At 49.1% G+C, this 25,384-nt stretch carries 18 protein-coding genes and 3 tRNA genes; 15 read left to right on the top strand and 6 right to left on the bottom strand.

Annotated features, from left to right (window positions below):
* Positions 1 to 8 precede the first annotated feature (8 nt).
* From HQ41_RS05765 to HQ41_RS05780, 4 genes are all read left to right on the top strand, one after another.
* On the top strand, positions 9 to 1,415 hold the full coding sequence (locus tag HQ41_RS05765) for a TrkH family potassium uptake protein (RefSeq protein ID WP_044189096.1): 1,407 nt from the start codon (positions 9 to 11) through the stop codon (positions 1,413 to 1,415).
* Between the two features lie 315 nt (positions 1,416 to 1,730).
* Positions 1,731 to 2,945: a hypothetical protein gene (locus tag HQ41_RS05770; RefSeq protein WP_044189198.1), complete on the top strand. Its 1,215-nt coding sequence runs from the start codon at positions 1,731 to 1,733 to the stop codon at positions 2,943 to 2,945.
* A gap of 159 nt (positions 2,946 to 3,104) precedes the next feature.
* Positions 3,105 to 4,781, top strand: a complete 1,677-nt coding sequence (locus tag HQ41_RS05775) for an OmpP1/FadL family transporter (RefSeq protein WP_152567352.1) — start codon at positions 3,105 to 3,107, stop codon at positions 4,779 to 4,781.
* 129 nt (positions 4,782 to 4,910) lie between these two features.
* Positions 4,911 to 5,687 carry a transporter substrate-binding domain-containing protein gene (locus HQ41_RS05780; RefSeq protein ID WP_044189099.1) on the top strand — a complete coding sequence of 259 codons (777 nt, stop codon included), beginning with the start codon at positions 4,911 to 4,913 and terminating at the stop codon, positions 5,685 to 5,687.
* Positions 5,688 to 5,887: 200 nt separating this feature from the next.
* Here the strand turns inward: HQ41_RS05780 and HQ41_RS05785 are convergent, their stop codons facing one another.
* Complete coding sequence (locus tag HQ41_RS05785) at positions 5,888 to 7,210, bottom strand: McrC family protein (protein ID WP_044189100.1); 1,323 nt, start codon at positions 7,208 to 7,210, stop codon at positions 5,888 to 5,890.
* On the bottom strand, positions 7,188 to 9,239 hold the full coding sequence (locus tag HQ41_RS09350) for an AAA family ATPase (protein WP_052405312.1): 2,052 nt from the start codon (positions 9,237 to 9,239) through the stop codon (positions 7,188 to 7,190). The genes HQ41_RS05785 and HQ41_RS09350 overlap by 23 nt, the downstream gene beginning before the upstream one ends.
* A 1,038-nt stretch (positions 9,240 to 10,277) precedes the next feature.
* Here HQ41_RS09350 and HQ41_RS05800 point away from each other — a divergent pair.
* From HQ41_RS05800 to HQ41_RS05820, 5 genes are all read left to right on the top strand, one after another.
* Complete coding sequence (locus HQ41_RS05800) at positions 10,278 to 11,111, top strand: 1-acyl-sn-glycerol-3-phosphate acyltransferase (protein ID WP_044189106.1); 834 nt, start codon at positions 10,278 to 10,280, stop codon at positions 11,109 to 11,111.
* Positions 11,112 to 11,115: 4 nt separating this feature from the next.
* A complete protein-coding gene (locus HQ41_RS05805) occupies positions 11,116 to 12,120 on the top strand; it encodes a GNAT family N-acyltransferase (RefSeq protein ID WP_044189108.1) in 1,005 nt (334 codons plus the stop codon).
* Positions 12,078 to 12,479 (top strand): YraN family protein, encoded by a 402-nt coding sequence (locus HQ41_RS05810; protein ID WP_044189111.1) that lies wholly within the window; start codon positions 12,078 to 12,080, stop codon positions 12,477 to 12,479. The genes HQ41_RS05805 and HQ41_RS05810 overlap by 43 nt, the downstream gene beginning before the upstream one ends.
* A gap of 24 nt (positions 12,480 to 12,503) precedes the next feature.
* On the top strand, positions 12,504 to 14,606 hold the full coding sequence (locus tag HQ41_RS05815) for a putative porin (RefSeq protein ID WP_044189113.1): 2,103 nt from the start codon (positions 12,504 to 12,506) through the stop codon (positions 14,604 to 14,606).
* Positions 14,607 to 14,852: 246 nt separating this feature from the next.
* The gene (locus HQ41_RS05820; RefSeq protein ID WP_044189115.1) at positions 14,853 to 16,508 is read left to right on the top strand and encodes a leucine-rich repeat protein; all 1,656 of its coding nucleotides are present in this window, start codon (positions 14,853 to 14,855) and stop codon (positions 16,506 to 16,508) included.
* A 73-nt stretch (positions 16,509 to 16,581) separates the two neighbouring features.
* Here HQ41_RS05820 and HQ41_RS05825 read toward each other — a convergent pair whose 3' ends face one another.
* Genes HQ41_RS05825 through cdd form a run of 3 tightly spaced genes read right to left on the bottom strand, consistent with a single transcriptional unit; the run spans position 16,582 to position 20,072 of the window.
* Positions 16,582 to 17,493 (bottom strand): exopolyphosphatase, encoded by a 912-nt coding sequence (locus tag HQ41_RS05825; protein ID WP_044189118.1) that lies wholly within the window; start codon positions 17,491 to 17,493, stop codon positions 16,582 to 16,584.
* On the bottom strand, positions 17,490 to 19,568 hold the full coding sequence (locus tag HQ41_RS05830; RefSeq protein ID WP_044189121.1) for an RNA degradosome polyphosphate kinase: 2,079 nt from the start codon (positions 19,566 to 19,568) through the stop codon (positions 17,490 to 17,492). The genes HQ41_RS05825 and HQ41_RS05830 overlap by 4 nt, the downstream gene beginning before the upstream one ends.
* A gap of 36 nt (positions 19,569 to 19,604) precedes the next feature.
* Positions 19,605 to 20,072: a cytidine deaminase gene (cdd, locus tag HQ41_RS05835; protein WP_044189122.1), complete on the bottom strand. Its 468-nt coding sequence runs from the start codon at positions 20,070 to 20,072 to the stop codon at positions 19,605 to 19,607.
* 1,269 nt (positions 20,073 to 21,341) lie between these two features.
* Here cdd and HQ41_RS05840 point away from each other — a divergent pair.
* The 3 genes from HQ41_RS05840 (at position 21,342) to HQ41_RS05850 (ending at position 21,694) form a co-directional block, all read left to right on the top strand.
* A tRNA-Met gene (locus HQ41_RS05840) sits at positions 21,342 to 21,413 on the top strand.
* 23 nt (positions 21,414 to 21,436) lie between these two features.
* A tRNA-Gly gene (locus tag HQ41_RS05845) sits at positions 21,437 to 21,509 on the top strand.
* 111 nt (positions 21,510 to 21,620) lie between these two features.
* Positions 21,621 to 21,694, top strand: a tRNA-Arg gene (locus HQ41_RS05850).
* Positions 21,695 to 21,800: 106 nt separating this feature from the next.
* On the opposite strand, the gene HQ41_RS05855 is transcribed toward HQ41_RS05850, so the two are convergent.
* Positions 21,801 to 22,712, bottom strand: a complete 912-nt coding sequence (locus HQ41_RS05855) for a lipopolysaccharide assembly protein LapB (RefSeq protein WP_161780585.1) — start codon at positions 22,710 to 22,712, stop codon at positions 21,801 to 21,803.
* Positions 22,713 to 22,788: 76 nt separating this feature from the next.
* Between HQ41_RS05855 and HQ41_RS05860 the strand changes: the two genes are divergently transcribed.
* From HQ41_RS05860 to HQ41_RS05870, 3 genes are all read left to right on the top strand, one after another.
* Complete coding sequence (locus HQ41_RS05860; RefSeq protein WP_081964779.1) at positions 22,789 to 23,712, top strand: mechanosensitive ion channel family protein; 924 nt, start codon at positions 22,789 to 22,791, stop codon at positions 23,710 to 23,712.
* 123 nt (positions 23,713 to 23,835) lie between these two features.
* Entirely contained in the window at positions 23,836 to 25,053 is a 1,218-nt protein-coding gene (gene serB / locus HQ41_RS05865) for a phosphoserine phosphatase SerB (RefSeq protein ID WP_044189128.1), read from the top strand.
* A gap of 15 nt (positions 25,054 to 25,068) precedes the next feature.
* The gene (locus HQ41_RS05870; protein WP_044189130.1) at positions 25,069 to 25,374 is read left to right on the top strand and encodes a Dabb family protein; all 306 of its coding nucleotides are present in this window, start codon (positions 25,069 to 25,071) and stop codon (positions 25,372 to 25,374) included.
* Positions 25,375 to 25,384 lie beyond the last annotated feature (10 nt).

Consider the following 25,384-nt stretch of genomic DNA (forward strand, 5'->3'; position numbering starts at 1 on the left):
TAGGGCTGATGAGTCTTGTCCAGTGCGTGATGATGCTCATCTGCGTGGGTATCTCTTTGTATTTCGGCGAGGTGATCATGCCTTTCGTCATCGGAGTACTGGCATACGCTGGCGTCGGAGGGGTGTTGTTTGGTTTGGGTAGAGATCTCAAAGACCAGAGAGTAGGTAGGCGTGAGGGCATGCTTACCGTGACCTCTACGTGGCTACTCCTCTCTCTACTCTCCACGATTCCGATGATGCTCAGTGGGGCGACGCCTCGTTTTGTCGATGCATTCCTAGAGTGTATTTCAGGCTTTACCACCACTGGCGCTACAGTCTTTAGTCGGGTAGAGCATCTACCTCATGGGATTTTGTTTATGCGTAGCCTAATGCAGTGGCAGGGGGGGATTGGTATCGTAGTTTTTACGGTGGCTTTGGTGCCGATGTTTGGTGGCGGAGCGAGCCAAATCTTCAACGCCGAGACTACGGGCATCACGCACGAACGTTTTTTGCCACGTATCGCCGATGTGGCTCAGCGCTTGTGTATCGTCTATGTAGTCGAGACTCTGGTACTGATTGTGCTCCTTGTCCTTGGGCCTATGGGGTTATTCGATGCCGTGTGCCATTCGCTTAGCTGTGTTTCTACGGGCGGTTACTCCACACGAGATGCTGGTATCGCTGCATACGACTCTGTCTACATTGAGTATGTGCTCAGTTTGTTTATGTACATAGGGGCTCTCAATCTTACGCTTATCTATTTTGCCTTCGCTGGTAGCCCACTCAAGCTGTTGCGTGATGAGGAGTTTAGATGGTTTAATATCTTCATCGGTGCTACCGTGATCGTCACGGCTATTTGGTTGTATTCGCAGGGTTTCTACCAAGATCTCGAGGAGGCGATACGCAAGTCGTTATTCCAAGTTATATCCTTGGGGTCTAGTACAGGATTCCTTACTGCCGATATTACAGAGTGGCGCCCTTTCTTTTGGATGCTAGGGCTACAGATTATGTTCATCAACGGCTGTGCAGGCTCTACCTCTGGGGGACTCAAGGTTGCTCGCTTCGTCTTGCTGATGAAAAATCTATATACCGAGTTTAAGAAGCAGATCTACCCTCATCTCTTTACTCCCGTGAAACTAAACGGCAAGCAGCTAAGCATCAGTACGGTACATCAAGTTTTGGCTTTTTGTGTGGTATACCTGATGCTGATCTTTGCGGGTAGTTTGCTCTTCATGCTCGACGGCAACGGCTTTATCTCCAGTCTAAGTATCGCTTGCTCGGCTGCGAGCAACTCCGGTCCCGGCATCGGGGAGTATATGTCTACCATAGGCCCTGCTGGCGACTTCAGTAAGTATCTGATGGCTTTCTTGATGCTTACAGGGCGCTTAGAGGTTTTCACCGTTTTGGGTATCCTGACGCCTCACTTCTGGAAGAGGTAGCACTTAGCCTTTTCGCTACCACAGCCGCTCCTAGCTTATGCGAGCGGAAAAGGGTATGGAAGCTCAGTAGCTTCCGTATCCTTTGTTTATTTGTGTCAGATTGATCGGGATACTTGTTCTCTTCTGTGCTAATGTCTGGATCTTCTAGTCAGATCTATCAAAATGATTGTTTTGAGTGTCTGTTTTGTTTTAATGTGTAAAATTGGTAACTTTACACACTGGAGGCAATATGTTTTATGCTTGTAGCGTTAGACTAATGTCCTCGGATAACGTAGAGATTATAGAGGTGTTTCACTTAATTAATTGAAGAAGATTATGAAACTAGTGAAAATTTTGCTCCTTGCCGCAGGGACATTTTGGGTTAGCCATGGCCTATCTGGGCAGAGCGATGATAGGTATCTGGACGATGCCTACCTCAGTCGTAAGGATATAGAGAAACGTGAGGCTCAAGCAAGAGCTGAGGCGGAGATACGCTATAGAGAAAGACAGGCTGCTCTGGAACGTGAACGTGCTGAGCAGGCTAAGCTACTAGAAGCTTATAAGAAGCGCCAGCGAGAGCGTGAGATCGATGCTTACAATGGCCGCATCAGTCCAGAAGACGACCAAGAGATGCAGTACGACTTGCGTGAGCGCCACGACGAACGAGGCCGTGGCTATGACAATCGAGGTCGTAATCGTGATAGTGAGGTGCGTGTCTATGGGCCATACTCCGAGCGTCTAGCTCGCTTCCATGGCGATGGTACCATTGTGATCAATAGCCCTAGCTCTGTCTATGTAGATACGGACTATCGCTATCATGATGGCAGACCCTCTACACATGTCAATATATCCATGGGCTGGGGCGCTTCGTCTTGGTATCCTTGGTACGACTCATGGTACGATCCTGTCTACTACAATAGCCCTTGGTCTGGCTACTACTATCGACCCTATTGGGGTTACTCTTCATGGAATTGGGGTCATCCCTCCTACCGCTATCGCTATGGGTACTACTGGCCCTACTACGATCCTTGGTACCACAGGTACTATGGCTATTATGGCGGCTACTACAATGGCTACTATGGCGGTTACTACGGTGGAGGCTGGGGCGGCTATTACGATGGCTACTATCAAGGCCGTCGAGATCGAGCCTACAACGAGCACTACTACAATAATAGATATAGTGGCTCGTCACGCAACAACTACGACTACTACTCTCGTCCATCTCGCCGCACCTCTTACGGCTCCTACTCTTCTGCTCGAGCAAGGGCTGAGGCTTCGGAGGGGTATTACTCTGGTGGCGACCGCTCGTACCAAGGCTCTAGCCGATCTGGTAGCAGCTATCGAGGTTCAGCTCGTAGCACCTACAGCAGTTCACAAGGCGACTCTGGTTACAGCTCCTCTCGCAGCAGCTATGAGCGCTCGCAGGCTCGCAGCTACGACTCTAGCTCCTCTTCAAGTAGCCGTGGAGGCTACGATTCCAGTAGCTCCTCAAGGAGTAACAGCTCTTCGTCTTCCTCTGGTAGCGGACGCTCTACTCGCAGCCGTCGCTAAGCTGATGAGATTGTTTGGTAGTCCCTAGATGATATGAAGGGCTAAAGTAGAATTGGATTGACATTTACCCCCTAAGCAGAGCCTGTGCCAGAGGTCATTCGTGTACGGCTTTTGATGCAGGCTTAGCTCTAGGGGGTATTTTATATAAAGATTATAGCAATGAACAAGAAAATATGTGTGTGTTTGGCCGCTCTGCTTGCAACAAGTGGGGTACAGGTATGGGGGCAGAGCGAAACGCTCGCCGTAGGCATAGCTGCTCAGCAGGAGTCACGTGGCTCAGCCCGCTATCAAGCGCTCTCTGGAGCTCTAGGTGCTGTCGGGGCTGATTTCAGTTCTGTTCATCAAAACCCAGCGGGTATCGCTCTATTCCGTAGGGGGAGCAAGCTGAGCTTGACTGGGGCATATACAGGAGCCCTTGGCCGCTCTGTGTGGGGAGGGAATACTTTCTCAGAGCGGAACAATCTATACACGGTCGATGAGATGAGCTACATGAATAGCTGGACTACAGGTTCGGGTATGAGCTTTACTTTCGGCTTCGGCATACAGAATGGGGGGCGCTTGCACCGAACTCTTGATGCTAGTCGTTCCCTATCGCATGAGAAGGGCTTCTCTCTGGCCGACTATGCCGCTGCCGTGCTCAATGGGGGCGATCCGTTCGTCGAGAAAGGGGAGATCATGAGCAAGGGATTTAACTCCCGTGCGCCTTGGATTGGTGTACTTGCCCACGAGGCTGGTTGGGTAGACTTCGATGACAAGGATAAGGTCTACGGCTCGGCTTTTGCTTTCGACGACAAAGACGGTCGTGGCTTACTCAACGAGGGGCCACGCAGCGTAGGGCTGAGAATGGAGGAGAGCGGATCGCTCACGCACTATGATATTGCTTTTGGCTTCCGTCCTTCTAGCCTTTTTAGCCTAGGTATGGTGCTTACCATTAGTGATCTCGACTACTCTATCTACTCCTCTTATAGTGAGGGGTTCCGCAAGCGTCAGCAGTTTAACGATACCTATGGCCTTAGCCTAGACAACACGATGGACGTACACGGCGGAGGCGTACGCTTTGCTCTCGGAATGCTCCTTGAGCCAATTGACGGACTGCGCTTAGGTGCTTCTGTCTACACGCCTATGGCCTATAGCCTCAAGATAGACCATTGGTCACGAGCGACGGGTGTTAGCCCCTCTTTTGCCGACAAGAAGGGAGCATTTGATGTTAAGACCCCAACGAGCGCAGCCAATGCTTTTGGGGTACGTACTCCATGGCGTTTCGGCCTTAGTGGAGCCTATGTGCTAGGTCGTCGTGCCATTTTCAGTGCCGATTACGAATACTCCACTCTCTCTGGTACACGCCTCTATGCTGTCTATGACGAGGGCTATGACGGCGGGGACGACACATATAAGATGGACAATGACGCCATCAAGTCGGACTTTGGCGGTTCTGGTCGCCACACCCTCCGTCTAGGGGTTGAGGTCAATGCAACCAATCGTCTAGCCTTGAGAGGTGGTTACCGCCTCACTACGGCACAAGGGATAGATGCGGCTCTATCAAGTGAGGTGCCCAAGATAGAGGCTCTCGTGCCCGGGACTTTGGTGCACTATAGACTGCCCGGAGCAATTAACTCGTATTCCTTGGGTCTTGGCTATCGTCTATCTCCCAGTTGGACCCTTGATGTAGCATACATGCATCACAGACAGAGCAATATGGTACAGCCCTTCCCCTTCATCATAGATCAAAGAATCTATAATGACAAAGGGGAGAAGACTGCAATCAATCCAGTGCCTCGTATCGACGAAGAGCAACTTCGCAATCAGGTCGCTGTAACGCTCAACTATCGCTTCTAGCTCGAGGAGCCAAGTATATAGGAGGCTATGTATCAATCCCACTTGAGTGGGGTTATGCTTAGCCTCCTTTTTGTTTCGCTAGGTTAGGCCCTAGACTACAACTATTACCCAATCGCTAATGATACTAATATGAAGATCCGCAGACGTACATTCATCTATCTGGGGCTGCTGGCTCTAGTTCTGGGGGCTATGCTCTACTTGAGTCAGCTGAGGTCCCAGAGGCATGAGCAGTCGGCTCTCACCGAAGTTGTGCGGGACTATCCTGAGATAGCTCACGAAGGAGTGCTGAGGCTGCTCGCCCCATACAATGCGCACAGCTATGAGGGAGAGTCGCAGCAGATGACGGGTAGTGTCTATCGTTTAGCCCAAGAGCTCGGCTCTCGCACAGGCCTCAAGGTAGAGGTCGTTCTAGAGAATGGACAAGATCGAAGTCTGCGTATGCTCCTAAGCGGAGAGGTCGATCTGATTGCTTCGCCACGAGTACGTACTACGGACATTGATACGCTTCGCTACCAATGGGTACAAGATCGTACCTCTGGGCCTATCTACTTGGTTGGCCGTAAGGATAGTCTGAGCACTGTAAGCAGCCACCTTGACTTGGCTGGCAGGGTTATTACGCTCCCCAAGGCAAGCGCTCTAAGACTATTTGTCGAGCATCTGCAGGAGGAGATCGGCGAGGGGATTAGCATTGAGCTAGATCCTCTGTACAGTACTGAGCAACTGATTATCCTAGTAGGCTCGGGCAAGCGTGACTATACACTCTGCACTTCTCAGGAAGCGGAGTATTATCGTCAGAAGTTTCCCGATCTTGATATTACCTTCCCGATGAGCTATAGTCTAAGAGAAGGTTGGCTGGCACGTAGGAGCTCGCCTGTTCTGGTGGATAGCCTCAAGGTTTGGCTCTAGATCTTTCTGGGCTTTGCTCCTGACTGATACAATGAAGAAGGGGGGCTGTGTCAAAATTCATTTTTGGCGCAACCCTTTTTTAGGTGTCTTAGAGTGTGCAAAACGCAAGTGCTAGCTGGGCTGACGATAATGCCTATGCCGAGTAAATGTATTGCTGGCTGTGTAGTAGCTCCACTGCTGCTTGCCTTTTTGATGTCTGCTCAGATGCCCAACTCTTGTAGTAGAGTCCTTTCGTACCCTGCCATGAGAGTAGCAAAGTCCTTGGTGTCTTGAGGCTGCCTCGCTATACTCAAGCGGTACAGAGTTAGAGTACCGCCGTAGCCAGCGAGTTTGTAGATTTCGTTATGTGCCATTTCCTCGTCGCTATTTTGAGGCGTGTCCTCTGCCTGTGCTTCGGGCATGATGAAGACGCCTTTTTGAGCTTGTAGGCGATACATATAGGCGATGACCTGATGAATATCGTTTCTGGAGGTTGTCCGTTTGTATTTGGCGTCTATAACCACAGAACCAGACCTGTGGTAGAAGTCTGGGTATCTGGGGAATTTGCTCGTTTGGGACAGGTGTATACGTCCTTGCCCTGTCCTATTATTCGGGTGCTCGAAGCCCTTGGGGGTAAGTAGAGTGCCCAAATACTCCTCCCACAGTACAGCGCCGTCGAAGAGGATACCATGCACCTGCTCTGTCGATGAGTGATACATGAGCTTATCATGCCGTAGGATCTGTACACAGAGCTTCTGTAACCCTCGGTAGGCTTGGTAATAGGGGTGGGATAGAGGTCTTAGGTTACGTCGGACGACTTGGTTTCTTTCTTTGGCGTCGTACCGAGGAGTATTCTCGATAATTCTAGAAACAGCCGTACGCATCTCATCACTGCTCGAGAGTATGCTGCGTCCGAGCTCCGTACGCCCGAGATACTCGATCGTGTGGCGGATAAGCTGTGTCACGGTATTGTCGTAGCTATACTCACGTGTGTGGTAGGCTATGCGCCCGTTGGGTGGACTATTGAGCTTGAGGTGTCGGCCGATGTCGATCACACCTCTGACTCGAGCATCGTTGTAGCTTCGTTTTTGATACTCTTTGTATAGTCCTTGGCTAAGGGCTTGTAGTAACACCTTTGGGAAAAGGTAAATCAAAAAGTCGAATGCTTCGTCACGACAGAGGCCGTGATGTAGGTTGAAGACATGGAGATTAAAAGCCTTCAAAAGCATATAGTGCAGGAAGTAATCCCGCTCCGTACTCGTAAATCTTGAAGTAATAGCAAGCTCGGTGGCTTGGTAGCCAATAAACCCCATCAGGTTACCCGTTTGGATCACTGCCGTATCTGTGCGCTCTGTAAGGGTAAAAAGCGAAGCATCTCCCTCACCATTTCGGCTCTCGGCGAAAGAATGTGGCCATATCAGCAGTGTATCTCCATGCTCCTTGAGGAGCTGCTTGAGCGAATGCCCTGCCAAACACCTCACCACGGAGAGCTCTTGGCTCTGGAGGCTAAGCTCTTTTGAGCTATTGTCCTTTAGCCTGATCATCTCCTTGATGCTCGTCCTTGTGCGTGTACCCGTAGGCCTCTTGGAGCTTCTGCATACTAGCCTCTGCATGTGGCATACTGCGCAGATACTCGTATAAAATGCCCTGCAGATGGTACTGCCATAGCTGCTCGAATGCTTGCTCGGCGTTGCCTCCCGTGTAGTAATGGGCTAGCTTCTTGAAGTAAGCAGCTCCGATGTGGTAGGCAGAGCTTAGGTCGGGCGTTTGGCTAATCTCTTTGTTGAGTCGGCGCATACGTGCCTTGGCCTCCTCCACTATATTGGCAATTTCCCTCGTTTCGTCAAGCATACAGATGCGCTCCTCTGCAGTAATTGCCCTGAAGGCGAAGCGTCGCCTAATGGCAAAGTCCATACTCTCGATGCTTCGGTCAATGTCGTTCATCGTACCGATGATATAGACATTCTGGGGAATATAGAAGCCATCGGCAAACTCGTCGTCTACCATATTTTGGTATTGTGTCTGTACCTTGCCCTTCTCTCCTCGATAGCCGGGGTCAATAGCATAAAAGAGTTCTCCGAATATCTTCGAGAGCTCTCCTCTGTTGATTTCGTCTATGATGAAGACGAAGGTTTTGAGCTCCTCTCTGGGCTTCTTCTCTTCCTTATATCCTTGCCTATATGCGTGCTCTTGCCCCATAAAATGCTTAAACAAACTGAATAGGTAGGAGTCCGATTGGCTATTCCCTCCACGATTGAAGAATAGAGTGATGTCTTTGACCTTTTTCATCTCTAGTCCCTCCGTCGTGAGTAGGGCTTTTAGTTCGGACTTCCGGCAGCAGATGGTCGAGGTAATGGGGTTGTTGGGGATATGTACTTTGATCGTATGATTATTGTGCTCAACGACGCTGAATGGGTTCCCCGATGAGTGTGTTTTGAGCCCAGCTTTCTCTCCCAGATCTTGTAGTCTGTCGAGTTCTTCCTCGATAAATTGGTCGATATAGGCCTCTCGATAGAGCTCCTCTTGGCTCTTCTCTGCATTGCGGCTGTTGATGAGTGCCTTGCGGCAAAACTCTTTGAATATCCCATTTTGCCGCTCGAAGACTACCTTCCCGTCCTCTGTAGTTGGGCGAAGCCCCTCTATGAAGTCCGTATAATCGAACGAAGGGTGAAACTGCACGAAGCCGACTTGCTCCTTGCTCTTCTGCAGAATAAGCTGTCTATAAATATACTTAGCGATTGCAGCTGCGGTAGGGTCTTGCCACTTTTGCGGTGGTACTTCCCATACTTTCTTTTGATAAGCCTTCTTTATGGAATTATAAGATGTACGCACAGACTGGATATTATTCCCCTTTACTTCAAGGCTCTTAGATGAGGTGTTCCTTCTAACTGTGTATTCTGTTCGATTTTGTGCACTGGGTATGTCAATCGCAGTAGAGTGGGGGATTATAGCTTCAATCTCGGAGTCCTCCAAGCTTGGTCTTAGCCTCTCGGCAATCAGAGTTTCAGCCATTTGGCGGGCTAGATAGGTTTTCCCTGTGCCGGGAGCGCCAGATAATATGAGATTGTGATTGTTTTTGAGTAGGTCTGCGAACTCATTGATTGAGTTGGTAGGCATCGAGGCTTGAGCGTTATTAGCCATGTCAAGTAATTCGTAAATGTTGTTTAGGTCTATGGTGTAGTCGATCAGAAACCTCGCATTCGATTTTATCTTCTCAATTCCATAGGTTTTGATAGTTTTGATGCAGAGCCTTAGCAGTGCTTCATGCTCTTCGGAGTCTACTTCACACTCCTTGTATAGTTGTTTGAGTATGGAGTTCGTTTCTCTTCCATCTCCACGATCGGTATCGTGCCTTGTCCTGTCATTGCTCCAATAGCCAACAAATCGGCTAGGGCCAAAGTAAGGTTTGCCCTCAATAAGCTCCATGACAAACCACTGCCCCTTCTGGAGGAGCCCCCTAGCATAGGCTGCATCTTCTTGGTTATCTCCCTCAAGGTAGAGATATAGGGTTTGGATATTTTCTATGACTTGATGTCTGTTGTTTACAAGTTCTTTATCTCTTCTCTTGGGCATAAACAGAAGGTGTTATAGTTAGGGAGAGTTGCAGAGTATATCTATTATAGTTGGGAGCGTGAAGCCGCTAGAGTAATGCCTCGGTGCACAATCCTTGCTCCTAAATGGATATAGTCAATCGTGTTCGCAAGTGCTTGAGGTATGGTACTCTTGCTAGATGAGTTGTAGTCGTTTGTAGGCACGATGATTTTCTTGTTTATAGAGTTTTTTAATTCCTTTGCCAAGACCACAAAAATACCTCAATTAACCCTCCTAGTCAAGCCCCCCCCCTCTCCGAGAACTAGAGATCGGGATTTGCCTATCGTCGCTCCCCTAAATGCTGAATCTAAATTATGGTTTGAGGTTAGTGCAAAAGAACTTAGGACCTACTCTCTATTGCGAGGGAGCATAGAGGTTGCCCTTTGATGTACTAAAGATCGAGAGAGGAAAGTGATTTTTCGCTTTTGGAGTTAAAGTATGTAAAGGAATTGGGCTGAGATTTGAGCCAAGGAGCAAAGATTTCTAGAGGCGAAGTCGAGTTTTTTGGAAAAATTGATGGGAAGACCTTGGGGAATTGGAGGGAAGATGCGGAGCGATGTGTCCGCTAATCCGAGCAGATTGATGGGAAGAAATGCTGCAATTTGCTCTTCTTTGAGATCAAATTGTTTTGAAGTTGATTTTATCTTGTTGTTTACTAGTCTATTGTGATTGTCTTGTTTGAGAGGATATTTCCGTCCTTCTGGGGTTAAGTGCCAAAACGAGGGAGCATGCAGCCTAGAGCCTCCTAGAGGCCAAATACGAGGTCTAGCTTGGTGTGCCCTCTCGTGCGTAGAGCTTCCCATCAATAATCCCGAAGGTGATCGAAAATATAAATTTGGCTATCTCTACATCTTAGAGAGTATCCATACCGATAGGATACTGGGCATACGCTCGATAAAGGGTAAAAGATGCTATATTTGTGTATCGTATTGGCACATTTCGCTCTTGCCGTAGGGCTATTTGTACACGCACATCTCCCTAGGGTAAGCAATGTGGCACAGCGAAGCAGATTACAGATATATGGAGATCAATATAGCCAAGGTCATAGAGAGTAAAACAGGCAAGAAACTTCCTCGGTGGATCGCTAGGCTCTTGCAGCGACTTATACACGAGCGAGAGATCAATGCCTTCATTCGCCGCCACGAAGGAGAGCAGGGGCAAACCTATTTGGCCGCCCTGCATCGGGACTTTGATGTGCAGGTCGAGTGGCTGAACCCCGAGGCTCTGCCAGAGGACGGCCGTTGCATCTTCGTCAGTAACCACCCACTTGGGGCTTTCGACGGTATCGGTATCTCATATCTTCTGGCCCGTCGCTATGGCGATGTGCGCTACATCGTCAATGATATGCTCTACCATCTGGACGGCTTACGGTCGGTTTTTGTGCCTGTGAATACCTACGGCTCCCAGTCGAGAGGTTCGATACAGGCTTTGCATAGCGTGCTCGAGAGTGATCTGCCGGTTGGGTCCTTCCCAGCAGGCTATTGCTCACGTCACTACGATGGAGCGGTACAGGATCGCCCGTGGCAGAAGAGTTTTATTTCTCAAGCTATTCAATATCGGCGCAACGTAGTACCTTTGCATTTTGTAGGTCGCAATTCAAAACATTTCTATTGGATAGATCGCATTCGCCGTGCCCTTGGGGTCAAGTTCGACATCTGCACGGCCCTGCTCCCCGACGAGATGTTTCGCAGTAGTGGCAAGAGCTACCAAGTCATCGTCGGTGAGCCTATTGCATGGGAGGAGCTCAGAGATGCCGAGGGCTCGATGCAGGAAAAAGCTGCACGGGTGAGGGCCATGAGCTATGAGCTGCCCCAGCGGTATGCCGACCGCATCAAACAAAAGAATAAGAGGTAAATCAATGAGTAAAGAGATCGAACAGCCGATCATACCCCCCGTAGATGTGGCGCTCATTCGCAAGGAGCTTAGCCAAGATCTATTTTTGCGCACGACCAATAAGGCCGGCAACGAACTTTATCTATTCAAGGCGGCCGATGCACCACACACGATGCGTGAGGTGGGGCGTTTGCGTGAGGAGGCATTTCGATTCTATGGCGGAGGAACGGGTAAGGAGGTAGATATTGATGATTTCGACACAGATCCCGATGGCTATACACAGCTGATCGTTTGGGATCCGTCGGAGCAGGCTATCTTAGGTGGCTATCGCTTTATCTTTGGCTCGGATGTTAAGGTTGGAGCCGATGGGCGTCCGCATTTGGCTACTGGCGAGATGTTTCACTTTAGCCCTCAGTTCATGACCGAGTACCTGCCCTATACCATAGAGCTAGGCCGCTCGTTTGTTTCTTTGCCCTATCAGTCTACCCGTATGGGCTCGAAGTCAATGTTTGCCCTAGATAATCTTTGGGACGGTCTGGGGGCTCTGACGGTCTTGAATAAGGAGATGAAATACTTCTACGGTAAGGTGACGATGTACTCGGACTACAACAAGGAGGCCCGTAACCTAATCCTCTACTTCTTGGATAAGCACTTCCACGATCACGAAGAGCTAGTCGTCCCAATCAGTCCGCTACCTATCGAGGTGGATCCCGAGCGTATGGCCGAGCTATTCCCAACAGACAACTTTCGCATTAACTACCGCGCACTCAACAAAGAGGTGCGCCGCCTTGGGATCAATGTGCCTCCGTTGGTGAGTGCCTACATGTCGCTCTCGCCAGAGATGCGAGTCTTTGGCACAGCGATCAACCACGAGTTTGGTGGCGTTGAGGAGACGGGTATTCTCATTGCCATAGACAAGATCTTGGCGGAGAAGCGTGAGCGGCATATCTTGAGCTTCCATATCTCTCGTGAGCATAGTAGAAGACTATGGAGTCGCATCTTGCGAAGGGTCGGATTGGCGAGGAAATAGCCTGCCGTCTACTAGAAGAGGCTGGGCTACGCATTCTCGAGCGTAACTGGCGTCACCGGCATAGTGAGGTCGATATCATCGCTCAGGAGGGCGATGAACTGGTGTTCGTCGAGGTTAAAGTGCGCTCGCTCTCAGCCTATCAGACGGCTACGGAAGCTGTCGATGCGGACAAGCAGGGCCACCTAATCAAGGCAGCTAATGCCTACATACGGCTCTATCAGTGCACGCTCTCGGTGCGCTACGATATTATTGCGATTGATCTGGCCGAGGACAATCGATATAGGCTGGAGCATATCCGCAGCGCCTACTATCCGATGCTGCGAGGCAAGCGACCCTCCAGCCGCCAGTCGAGGCAATAAAGACTGTACTCAACATAAGCAACGATGAAACTCTATCATATATATATATGCTGCCTCGCCCTAGTGGCGCAGACTACGCTGTGGGCACAGGGCTATGAGATGCAGCGCGAGAAGCGCATCAGCGACGAGGAGCGTGTCGTGCGGGGCGACAAGCTACGAGGCTACCGCATACTGCCAGAGATCAGTTTGCCGGAGCAAATCAACCTCACCGATACGATCACGATCGGGACACATCACTACCTAGCCCCCGAGCATCGCTCGCTAGGCGTGGCTTATACGGGTAATTTTAATAGTCCGTGGCAGAGCAAAATCTTTTTTGACCGTGTGGCTCGCCCTACGGACTTTATTTATTTCTCCAGCTTCCAAGGTATGGAGTATCGTCCCGATCAGGCTATATTCTACGATACCAAGACGCCCTTTACCTTCGTACACTACCACAAGAACTTCAAGAATGTAGAGGAAGAAGAGGTACTCAAGGGGACGCTGTCGCTCAACCTAGGGAAGAAGATTAACCTCGGAACGGAGTTTCACTATGCTGGCGCCGAGGGGTTCTACAATGCCAATCGAAGCAAGGACGCACGTTACCGAGTCTTTGGGAGCTATCGCAGCGATCGCTATGACCTATGGGCCTATGTGGCCAACGACTACTATCGGATCAGTGAGAATGCAGGTATTGCCAATCTTGACTATCTGCTCAATCCCGACAACTACTCCAATGGTCGCCTACGCCTCAGTAGCCGGGACATTCCCACTCGTATTCCTCAAGATATCCTATACAACCGCCTCAGATCGGGGCACGCTTTCGTTTCGCATCGCTACAAACTCGGTTACCGCAAGAAGGTAGAGCCCCCGACCGATAGCCTCAAACTAGAGGAGGAAGCCAAGCCGATGATTAAGGTTGAGGATGCAGATGCCCCCGAGGAGCCTCAGAAGAAGCCTAAGAAGGTACTAGGCGAGTTTGTACCTGTGGGTAGCCTTGCTCATACGGTCTACTACAACAAGCAGAGTCGTAGATTTATCTCGCGAACCGAGCATGAGGTCTGGAGTAATCTCTTTGGTACACCTAGCGTAGAGCTCGAGAAGAAAGACTCCAAGGGTAATGTCACGGGCAAGTATGTGCTCCCAAATGATACGGCAGCACTGACTACGCTGCATAATACACTGTCGCTATCTCTGCTGGAGAACTTCCGCCCATGGGTCAAGTTTGGCCTCTCGGGATATCTGCGCACGGAGAATACATGGATCTCACTGCCCAATAGAGAGACGGGAGCCTACAGAGATACCGATAGCTATTTCTCTACATTTGTGGGGGGATATCTCTCTCGCTTAACGGGGCAGGGGCTGAACTTCCGAGCCAAAGCCGAGCTCGGTATATTAGGCAAAGACCTCGGCGCCTTTACTATAGAGGGAGATGCTTCTAGCAGCTTCAAGCTATTTGGCAAGCAATTCGGATTATCTGCCGATGCCAAACTGCTCAATATGCGTACGCCCTACTTCATCAATCATCATCATGGCACCTTTGGCTGGTGGGATCATAGCTTCAACTTCTCTCGTCGCTTGGAGCTCGCAGGTCGGGTTAATCTCGATAGCTGGGGGACATGGGCAGAGGCACGCACGGCTACTTTGCAGAATTATGTCTACTGGGGTACGAACGCTCGTCCTCATCAGCATGAGGGTGTGATCCAAATGACGATGCTGCGTGCAGGACATCGCTACAAGGTTGGGCCTCTCTGCTGGGATCTAGAAGCAGCCTACCAGATCAGTAGTCATAAAACTGCAATCCCTGTACCAGAGCTTACCGCCCGTGCCGATGTGTATGTGGATTTGTTGCTTTTCAAGGTCATGGGGCTACAGCTAGGGGCCGAGGGTTACTGGCATACGTCCTACTATGCTCCCTACTATCACCCCACACATCAACAATTCGTCGCCCAAGAGGAGATGCGCATAGGAGGTGAGGCACCTCTGCTCAATGCCTACGCCAATTTCCGCCTCAAGGGGATTCGCTTCTATCTGCGTATGTACAATGTCGGCGAAGCCTTCATGGACAATAAGCGCCTCTCGGCTCACCTCTACCCATATGCTCCGATGAATATGCAGGCTGGTATCTCTGTAGACCTAAATAATTAGCCAAGCTCTTCGTTGAGTGCATACTATTAATCTTTATATATAGTGCTACTTGAGGCCAGATAAAGTGCTATATTTGTGGTGCTGGAGCGTGTGCAGACCTTAATACTTTAGCCAGACCTTGCATCCGCTACTAGTATCGAGTGCACGGGCTTAGCCCTCCTATTTAGGTTAGGGGTTGCAGGTGTTCCTATTCTTAATAGATATAAGTTGTCAATACATAACTTAGTATTCAAATCATTTAGTTTTATGAAGAGAAATGTGCTAGCAGTAGCTCTGTTGAGTGCAACGATGCTACTAGGCTCTATTGGTTCGTTGCAGGCCAAGGAGAACTCTGTAACAGTTAAAAATGCCTCGCGAACTGAGGCTGCTGAGTCAAAAACATTCTTTGTCGCCCCACTCAGGTATGCAATCATAGACGAGGATGCCAAGAAAGTTGAGGTAACGAAATGGGATAGTAAAGACAAGGTAGCTCCCGATCTGCTAAAAAAACTTGAGATTCCCTCAACCGTAGAGCATGACGGTAAGACTTACACGGTCGTAGCGATTGGAGCGAGAGCCTTCGAGCATGCGAGCCATTATATGAGAGAATGCATAATGCCCGAGACAATCGAGGTCATCAAAGAGGGAGCTTTCGTAGGGACAATGCTGATAAGTATTTCTATTCCCGATAATGTCGTAGAGCTCGAGGATAATGCCTTCTCTGGAGTGGAGAATGCTACGACTCTTTATATCGGAGCCAAGCTAGAGAAGGTAGGTAAGAATGCTTTTTTCGACATCCTCTATATGGAGCAGATCAAGGTAAGTGAGCAGAATAAGCACTTTGCTTTAGAGGGGGGAGTACTCTATGATAAGGATATCAAGAAGATGTATTTGGCTCCTTGCCACAGCAGATCCTTCCGTACCTATGTCGTACCTAGTACGGTAGAGGAGATACTGCCTGCCGCAATGATGCATAGTAAGTATCTTAAAGACATTACACTACCGTCGGGGTTGAAGAAAATCGGGGCTAATGCATTCTTCGGTTGTGCTGCTCTTCTAGAGCTAGAGCTACCCGCTAGCCTAACGGAGTTTGTGAACATCGGCTCTAATAGTCAAATGCCATCCCTAAAAAGCTTTAAGGTGGCAGCTGATAACCCTAAGTTCTCCACCATTAACGGGTCGTTGTACTCCAAAGATGGGAAAACACTCTTGCGTCATCCAGAGGGGCATCCCGATAGTCTTAACGTTGTTTTGCCTAGTGGGCTAGAGCGTATTGCTGAGTCTGCGTTTGAGGGAGGTGTTAGGGTAAAGCGAATTGTAATCCCCTCGACGGTGACGGAGATTGGTCACAGTGCTTTTGCTCGTACTGGTATTAAGAGTTTGAGGCTCCCAGACAAGCTAAAAGAGCTAGCACCATATCTCTTCTATAACACTAAACATCTCCAGGAGCTCCATATCGGCTCACAGCTCAAGATTGTAGGTACTAGTGCTTTTGATCTCTGCCCTGCACTCAAGCGAGTATTCATTGCTGCTCCAGAGCCTCCAGTATTCTATGTGGAGAATGAAGATGACTTCAATGAGTTTCCCATGGAGATCGAGGCAGGTAGCACGCTCACAGTGCCAATTGGTGCCGCAGAGAAGTACCGTAAGGCTTCTGAGTGGAAGAGATTTGCAGAGATCGTGGAGAGTGCTACGGTAGGCGTTTTAGATATTCTAGAGCAGAGCACGCAGATCAAAATCTCTACTGATGGCTCTGTACTGCACGTAAATAGTTCTAATCCAGTGATTATTGAGGTGCTCGATATGTCGGGCAAGAGTGTATTTGCAGCCGCAACGGCTCAGACGGAGTTTGCACTCACCCTATCAGCTGGAGCCTACATCGTCAAGCAAGGTCAGCAGGCCGTTAGAGTTATGATTGAGTAACGGGCCACAACGTATTCACCCAAAGTAAATCGGGGGCGCCAAGATTGATTCTGGTGCCCCCGATTTCGTATTGCTAATCGTCTAAACTTGAAACCCTCTTGCGGTGTAGCGAATCGACGATGCCGTCGGATAGCCCCTTGGTTGGTACAATGATGCCGTCCGAGCAGAGGATCTCTCCGACAAGAAGGAAGATGTCGGAGGCGGGTATGATCACATCGGCACGGTCTGGCTTGAGGCTAAAGCGAATCATACGTTCCTCACTGGTGTAGCGTTTGAGCTCATCGGCTACTTCTTTGAGTCGCTCCATGGGTAAGAAATTAACCTTGCCACGCTCTGCTGGTGCACCCAAACGAAGGAGTTTGTTGATGTTCCCTCCCGAGCCTACGATACGCACGCCTTGGTATTCTTTGGCGACTTCCTCCAGATAGCACTTGAAGGCGGCAAGCTCTTCGGGCAATACCTTACCGCTGAGCAGGCGGATCGTACCGATATTGAAAGACTGTGCTTGTACGAGCGTCCGCCCTTTGAGTAGGTTAAGCTCTGTACTACCTCCTCCGACGTCTACATATAGAAAAACATCGTCTTCCGATACCGAGAAACCATTAATCAAGTCGAAGGAAATAAGTTCCGCTTCTTCTCGCCCTCCTATGATCTCAATCCTGATGCCTGTTTTGTCGTAGATCTCTTGGGCAAGCTCCTCACTATTGCTAGCGTCACGCATGGCACTGGTAGCGCAGGCACGGTAGTCTACTACGTCGAAGATGCCCATTAGCTCTTTGTAGGCTTTCATTAGGCTGATGAGTTGCTTGCTTTTTTTCTTGCCGATACGCCCCTTGACGAATGCATCTTCTCCTAGACGCAGAGGGATACGAATGAGCTGTACCTTGGAGAGCTCTTCCTCGGCTTCCTCTGTGTTGAGGCATTTGATCAGTAGACGAACGGCGTTGGAGCCAATATCGATCCCAGCGTAATGTATTTTACTCATAAATTAGTTTTATTGACGATCCTCCAATAGTATTCGTATAATGTGCGCTGAGAGTCGAAGCGCTCGCCCGGATCTATGAACTCTCGCTTGGCTCTGCCTTCCATAGTATTGACGTTGTAGCCCTGCGCCGTATCGGCAATGCCGTATTCGACGATCATTCTTAGCTCTTGCTGTATGTCGGGGTCGTAGATCGGAGCCATAACCTCGATGCGCTTGTCTAGGTTGCGGGTCATCCAGTCTGTGGAGCCTACGAAGTAGCAGGGGTTGCCTGCGTTGGCGAAGATGTAGATACGAGAGTGCTCGAGGTAGCGGCCGATGATGCCGTTGATCGTGATGCGTGAGCTACAGCCCTCCACACCCGGTACGACGGAGCAGTTCCCCCTAAGGCATAGCTGCACATCGACACCAGCTTCTGATGCCTCGTACAGCTTGAGTACCATGCGCTCGTCTACAATATGATTGAGTTTGAGTTTGATGTAGGCCTCTTTGCCTGCTTGAGCATTTCTAATCTCTCGATTGATCAGATAATAGAGCCTGCGGCGCATATCGTTGGGAGCTACGAGTAACTCACGGAAGCGGACACTCAAGAATGGGCGCTCGATGAAGTCAAAAACCCTAAGTACATCGGCTGCGATGCCCTTGTGGGCAGTCAGGAGCATATAGTCGGTGTAGAGCTTGGCGGTACCCTCGTGCATATTGCCCGAACCGATGCAGGCAATAGAGCCTTGGCGCATCATGATGTGCACCATCTTGGAGTGTATCTTGAGCTTCTCGTGCCCGAAGACTACATTGACCCCCGAGTCCTGCATCTTTTTGCTCCAGTTGATATTGCTCTGTTCGTCGAAGCGAGCCAAAAGCTCTACCACGGCTGTAACTCGTTTGCCGTTTTGAGCCGCTGCCATCAGAGCTTTGACAACCTTCGAGTTCTGTGCCACTCGGTATAGAGAGATGCGAATCTCTGTAACGTCGGGGCTAATAGCCGCCTCACGTAGGACACGCAAAAAGTGGTCGAAGCTCTCGTAGGGGAAGTGAATACCAATGTCTTTTTTGAGGATTTGATGCAGAATACTGGTCGAGTATTGGAGTTCGCCGCTCTGTAGTGGAGGCTGAGTGGAGAAGCGTAGTCCCTTGCGCTCACAGTCGGGCAGGTGCATCAGATCTCGCATATTGTGGTAGCGCCCACCTCCGATGCGTGTATCTATCCCACCCAGCTCAGCAATCTCCGAGAGGCGATCTAGTGCAATCTCAGGCATAGCGGCATCGTAAACCAAGCGGATCGGCTCGCCTCGTTTACGGCGCTTGACCCCTTGCGAAACTTTCTCGATAACGCTACTGCGCAGATCCGCCTCGATCTCAATCTCCGAGTCTTTGGTGAACTTAAACGTGTAAGCCTCATACTTGCTGTATTTTAGCCCTGCGAAGATGTAGGGTAAGCAGTAGCGGAGCACATCGTCTATGAACATCAAGAAACTCTCGCCCGCCCTATCCGGTAGGCGAATGAAGCGCCCGTGCTCTCGTGTCGGGATCTCGATAATCGCTAGCTCGGTCGTGTGGTTGGCTTCCTCTGGGTGTAGCAAGACGATCAGATAGAGTGACTCCTTGAGGTGTTGTTCGGGAATGAAAGATGCACTGTTGAGAAAAATCGGGTTGGTTGATCCGCTCAGATGATTGATGTAGTAGCGACGTACTTGGTCGCCCTGCTCGTGTGTGAGCTCCTGTTCGTTTACGATGTGTATGTGGGCTGCATCTAGCTCGCCAATGAGCTGGCTGAGTGTTTGCTCAAACTGGGCAGAGTACTCCCTATTGAGGCGGCCAATCTTCAGTAGCGTGCTACGGGCCTGTAGACGTTCGTTGTCGGGTGCTCCAGACGAATACTCGGCAATGCGCCTAAGCGAAGCGATGCGCACCCGAAAGAACTCATCTAGGTTGTTGGAGTAGATACCTAGATAGTTGAAGCGCTCCAATAGAGGTATATCGGGGCGTTGAGCCTCGATGAGTAGACGGCGATTGAAGTACATCCAGCTCTCGTCACGAGGAATATAGGGGCAGCGCCCCCCAATCTTACGATGAGGCATAGGCTGTCGTGTGAGGTTAGGTTCGTTGTTGGCCCACTAGAGATCCGATCCGTCGAAAGCAAAGGGGAGCAGAGAGCGGCAGTCCTCCAAGACGAGTACCTCGCTCTGCCCTGCCAGTAGGATCTTATATGGGGCAAACCGTGTAGCAGTTTCTATAATTACTTGTCGGCATGAGCCACAAGGGGTAATCAGTGGTACGCGTCCCTCTTGGTTGAAGGCCACGATCATCAGCTCTTGGGGGGCTACATCGGGGTACTGTGCGCCTGCATAGAATAGAGCTGTTCGCTCGGCACAAGTGCCAGAGGGGTAGGCTGCATTCTCTTGGTTGGAGCCCGTGATGATCTGGCCATTCTCTAGCAGAACGGCCGCCCCTACATGGAAGCGACTGTATGGTGCGTAGGCTTTGTGAGCTGCCTCTATAGCCAAGCGCTCCATCTCTAGTCGAACGGGGCTAAGCGCCTCGTGTGGGATAATCTCGTAGGGTATATTGAGTTCTTTTTTCATAAAGCACCTGCTTAAACAATCTTTTCTACAAATATAGTCAATCCCTAGTATAGTTCTGGTTTGATGGCTGAGCCCTAGGCATTGATCGTCTAAGTGCGAGGAAAGATAATAGCCAAGCCTAGGTGTAGCTCAATGCTTCTTGGCTATTGGTCTTCGGCGATGCGATCTTGAATGGGGCTGTGAGAGCACGCCTAGTCTGCTCGATGTGCTACTAGCTCTGCCAAAGGAGGGGGGGAGGGGCTAGGTTGGTCTGCTTGTGGAGGAGGACAAAAGTGTATGCTAGTTGTTAAAAGGTGTGTATGAAAAAACAGGACGCGTTGTGTTTAGTGAGGGGGTTGAAGCCTATGAGGTTAGTCTTGATTGGCCAAATTGATGGGCATATTCTGGAGGATTAGTGGATCAATTTATCGAGATATCTCCACCAATTCGGACAGATTGATGGGAAGAAATCCTACAATATCGGCCATTTGAGTATAAATTCTCTCCTTGATTGTGTTTATATTATTGTTTATTAGCGAGTTGTGTTTGGGGCGTTTTTGAGGGTTGTTTTCTTGTGGCTAGACTTAGGTGCCCAAACGAGGTCAGACACAATACAGGGCCTGCTAGCGCCCAAATATGAGATCTGATGTTTTTGCTCCTAGTCGTCATGGACTTTCCCATCAATACTCTAAGCAATGAGCTAAAATATAAATTTCGAGGGTTACAAGGTTGTTTGCTGTCGTAGGCTTCGTCTGCCTTGTTGTTCCATTGGCTTGTAAGCTAAATGTCAATGCCCAAGAGATGAAAGATGTTCTTAGGGATAAGTGGCACCCGAGATTGCTCAAGCCCATAAGGAGATGATTTCAGTTGAGCAGCGAGCTGTCTATGTGGTTAGAGTAGTGGCTGGACAAGCTACTTCCGTACACAAAGTGCAGATGAACTAATGTAGTGGTAAGTGCCTCTACCTAGTCTAGGCATTCTGTAAATAAGAGTAGGGCTGTGTCTGAATGTAGATTCTGGCACAGCCCTACTTGTTTGTGGTAAATATCGCTCCGGCGAGTTATGGTTGGCTCTCTATCCTGCCGCATCTATGAGGCGCTGGGAGGTAAATCAAAGGTCAATACAATGATTTTATTTGATCGGGGGAAGGGCTATTGTGTTGCTGGATAGAGATTTAGCGAGGTTTTCTTTGTTCTGTGTAACAGTAGTTTGTGAGGCGTTGGTGTGAAAAAAGTTGCGTGGGGGCTTGTATATTCCAGAATAATGCCTACCTTTGCATCGTCAAAACATCGCGGAGTGGAGCAGTGGTAGCTCGTTGGGCTCATAACCCAAAGGTCGTAGGTTCGAGTCCTGCCTCCGCAACTAGGGCGAGTTTTACTCGGTTTGCGGAAGTAGCTCAGTTGGTAGAGCATAACCTTGCCAAGGTTAGGGTCGCGGGTTCGAGTCCCGTCTTCCGCTCAAGCTTAGATTGACTTTATCCACTTGGGGTAAGGTCAATTTTTTTTGTTTAGGCAGAGGCTTAGGGGGCTGGCTTAAATCGAATAAAGTTGTACCTTTGCCCCCTGTAATGGCTGAGTAGCTTAGTTGAATAGAGCGTCAGATTCCGGTTCTGAAGGTCGTGGGTTTGAGTCCCACCTCAGTCACTTATTTTTCTTCATTTTTGTGAGAGAGGGCGATGTGTCGAAATGCAAACTTCGGCATATCGCTTTCGTCTTCTGGGCGGTCTTGCTCCCTTATTCTAGAAGGCCTCTATGGGGTGCCTTGCTTTCCCGTAGGATCTAGTTTGTTGGCTGTCTTGAGGTCTTGGCTTGCTGCTTGGTTATCTCCCATCGCAAGGGCTATTTGCGCCCTCAGTCTATATAGAGGTGCCGATGCCGATGCGCCTGCTAGCTCGAAGGCTTTGTTGATGTCACGTACGGCATAGCCTCTCATGCCTCTAGCTAGATACAGTCGGGCTCGTCCTTCGTAGACTTCGGTCGACTTGGGTAGGCGTATGAGTAGATAGTCGTATAGGCGCTCAGCCTCATCGTACTTGGCTTGCTGGGTTTTGAGTAAGGCAAGGCCTATACGTGGTTTTAGGCTCTCTGGGTTGCTGTCAATGATCGTGTTTAGATCCGCCTCAGCCAGATCATACTCTTTAGTCAGCATATAGGTCATGGCTCTTTGGTAGCGATGCACCTCATTGGTTGGTTCCATAGACACCAGTAGAGAGTAGTCTGTGAGTGCTGCTTTGAGGTTGCCTAGGCTAACGAATAGACGAGCCCGATTGGCTCGAGTCGTTGTTTCTGTTGGAGCTAGCTCGAGTGCAGCACTGTAAGAGAGTAGCGCCTCTCTCGGTTTTTGCTGTAGTTCTTGTAGGCCACCGAGATTGTTTAGTAGCAGCGTATTGAGTGGGTGTTTTGGTTTGAGCTTAATGGCCCGTTTGAGGGTTTGCTCCGCCTCGCTGTACTTCCCTAGGTTGCCGTATCGGAAACTTGAGTCTATAAGCGCTTGGTAGAGATCTACACTATCTTGTTCTAGATTGCTCGCTTGGGCTATGGCCACTTGAGGAGGGCATAGCAGTGCTACGAGTACGGCAGTGAACCATACGTGTACTACGAGCTTGTATAGGGAGCAGTGGGTGTAGCCCACATAGTCGTTGATTTTTTTTAATTTTGTCAAACTATTCATTAGTTGTGGTAATTTATATTGTATAACGGATTTTACTGTATATAACGAAATAAAGGTATTGATAATTATGAAACCTATTCTCCTAGCAGGCGGGCTACCCACTATAGACTCCGCAACGAAGCATAGCACAGATTCGCTGTTGCATAATCTAACACGCCCTTTGATGGGCACTGGTAATAGCTGGGAGCAGATTGGGCAGGAGTGGCTAACTGGATTTATCAATTTCGGCATTCGGGTAGTACTGGCTGTCGTATTGTTTTTCTTGGGCCGTTTGGCCATCAAGTATCTTACCAAGTTTTTTAGGGCAACCATCGCCAAAAGAGCGGTTGAGGGGGTGGCTGCAACTTTGCTAGATTCGCTTTTCGTAGCTATTCTATACATCGTATTAGGTATTAGCATAGCAGTCCTTTTGGGGGTTAAATCTGTTTCCTTTGCTGCGGTTTTGGCTTCTATGGGTTTGGCCATTGGTATGGCTCTTAGTGGTCAGCTCCAGAATTTGGCAGGAGGTGTGATCTTGATGGTGACTAAGCCCTTCCAGATAGGAGATTTTATCGAGGCACAAAATGAGAGTGGAACGGTTCAGGCCGTAACACTCTTCCATACACGTATCTCTACGCCCGAGAATAAAATGATTTTTATTCCCAATGGTATCTTGAGTTCGGGCGTTGTGATTAACTATTCGCATGCCTCTACTAGGCGTGTAGAGTGGATATTCGGCGTAGAATATGGGCAAGACTTCGAGGAGGCTAAGCAGCTTCTAGAGCATTTGATCAATAGTGATACTCGTGTTTTACAAGAGCCCGTACGTCCTTTCGTAGCTCTCAAAACACTCAATGCAAGCTCTGTGGACTTGGTTGTCAGAGCATGGGTGAAGAGTGAGGAGGTGTGGGACGTCTTCTTCGACTACAATCGTAGAGTGTATGCCGAGTTTAATAAGGCTGGCATAAACTTTCCGTTCCCTCAGCTTACGGTGCATCAAGCCGGTAAGTAGGAGTTTTCAGAGGCATAGGTCAAACTATGTATTTCTGTAAACTTGGTTTAATATATCTGAGAGATTAATTTTACCTTTGTTCTCGAAATAATTCATATTCAATTACCAAAAGGGTAATATATTATGGATACAACGAAAATTATTCTAGCTACCATACAGGGAGAAGACAGACCTGGCGTTACGGCCTCCCTGACAGAGATTTTGGCTATGTACGATGCCTTTATCCTAGACATCGGTCAGGCCGATATTCACAATAACCTAAACCTTGGAATTCTCTTCCAGACGACGGAGGAGGCATCAGGGGCGATCCTCAAGGATTTGCTTTTCAGAAGTTATGAGCTTGGGGTCAAGATTCGTTTTCGTCCTATCACAGAAGAAGCCTATACCCACTGGGTTAGTATGCAGGGTAAGAACCGCTATATCATAACGCTAGTAGCTCGCAAGATTACGGCTCAGATGATCGCTAGCGTTACTCGCATCAGCGCAGCACAGGGATTGAATATAGATGATATTAAACGTCTAACTGGGCGCATCTCTCTTCGCCCAGAGGAGAATGCTCCTCTGGCTAGTGTGGAGTTCTCAATGAGAGGTACTCCGTCGGATATCGTTGGCTTGCAAAAGGCTTTCGTAGAGCTATCGGCAGAGCATGCTATGGATATATCTTTTCAGAGAGAGAGCATGTATAGACGCACCCGCAGGCTTATCTGTTTCGATATGGACTCTACCCTGATCCAGACCGAAGTCATAGATGAGCTGGCCGAGAGGGCTGGCGTAGGTCAGCAGGTGCGAGAGATCACAGAGAGCGCAATGAGAGGTGAAATAGACTTTACCGAGAGCTTCCGTAAGAGGGTAGCTCTTCTTAAAGGCTTAGACATCTCAGTGATGCAAGATATAGCAGAGAATTTGCCCATTACCGAGGGTGTGGAGCGATTGATGAAGACACTCAAGTTAGTTGGCTTCAAGATTGCTATCCTCTCGGGAGGTTTCACGTTCTTTGGTAATTATTTGAAAAATAAGTTTGGTGTGGACTATGTTTATGCCAACGAACTAGAGGTTGAGAATGGTAAGCTAACTGGTCGATACTTGGGAGAGGTCGTAGATGGCAAACGTAAGGCAGAGCTTCTGCGCTTGCTAGCTCAGGTTGAGGGGGTAGATCTACAGCAAACAGTTGCTGTCGGTGATGGAGCCAACGATTTACCTATGCTCTCTATCGCAGGGCTAGGTATTGCTTTCCATGCCAAGCCCAAGGTCAAAGAAGGCGTTAAGCAGCACATTAGCACGGTTGGTCTAGATGGCCTGTTGTACTTTTTAGGCTATAAAGACTCTTTATTGGATATGTAAACAAAAAGATTAGTTATGCTCAAACACGTAGTTTTATTTTCGCTTGATGGTTTTGAAACACAAGAGGAGAAGTTGATTGTTTTGGCAAAAATCAAGTTAGAGCTAGAGCGTTTGCCTGAGTCAATTTCTGCACTCAGATCAATGAAAGTAAGTGTAAACGAAAACCCCAAAGAGTCCTACGACTTCATGTTGGAGGCTTTGGTTGAGAGTATCGAAGCTCTTCCTTTGTATGCTGATCATCCAGATCACGTTGAGGTGGTACGTAGTTTGATTAAGCCCTATCTCAAGGCTCGGGCTTGTGTAGACTATTCGGTAGAGTAGGAGTGTGATT

It is taken from the genome of Porphyromonas sp. COT-290 OH860 (assembly GCF_000768935.1).
Lineage (GTDB): Bacteria > Bacteroidota > Bacteroidia > Bacteroidales > Porphyromonadaceae > Porphyromonas.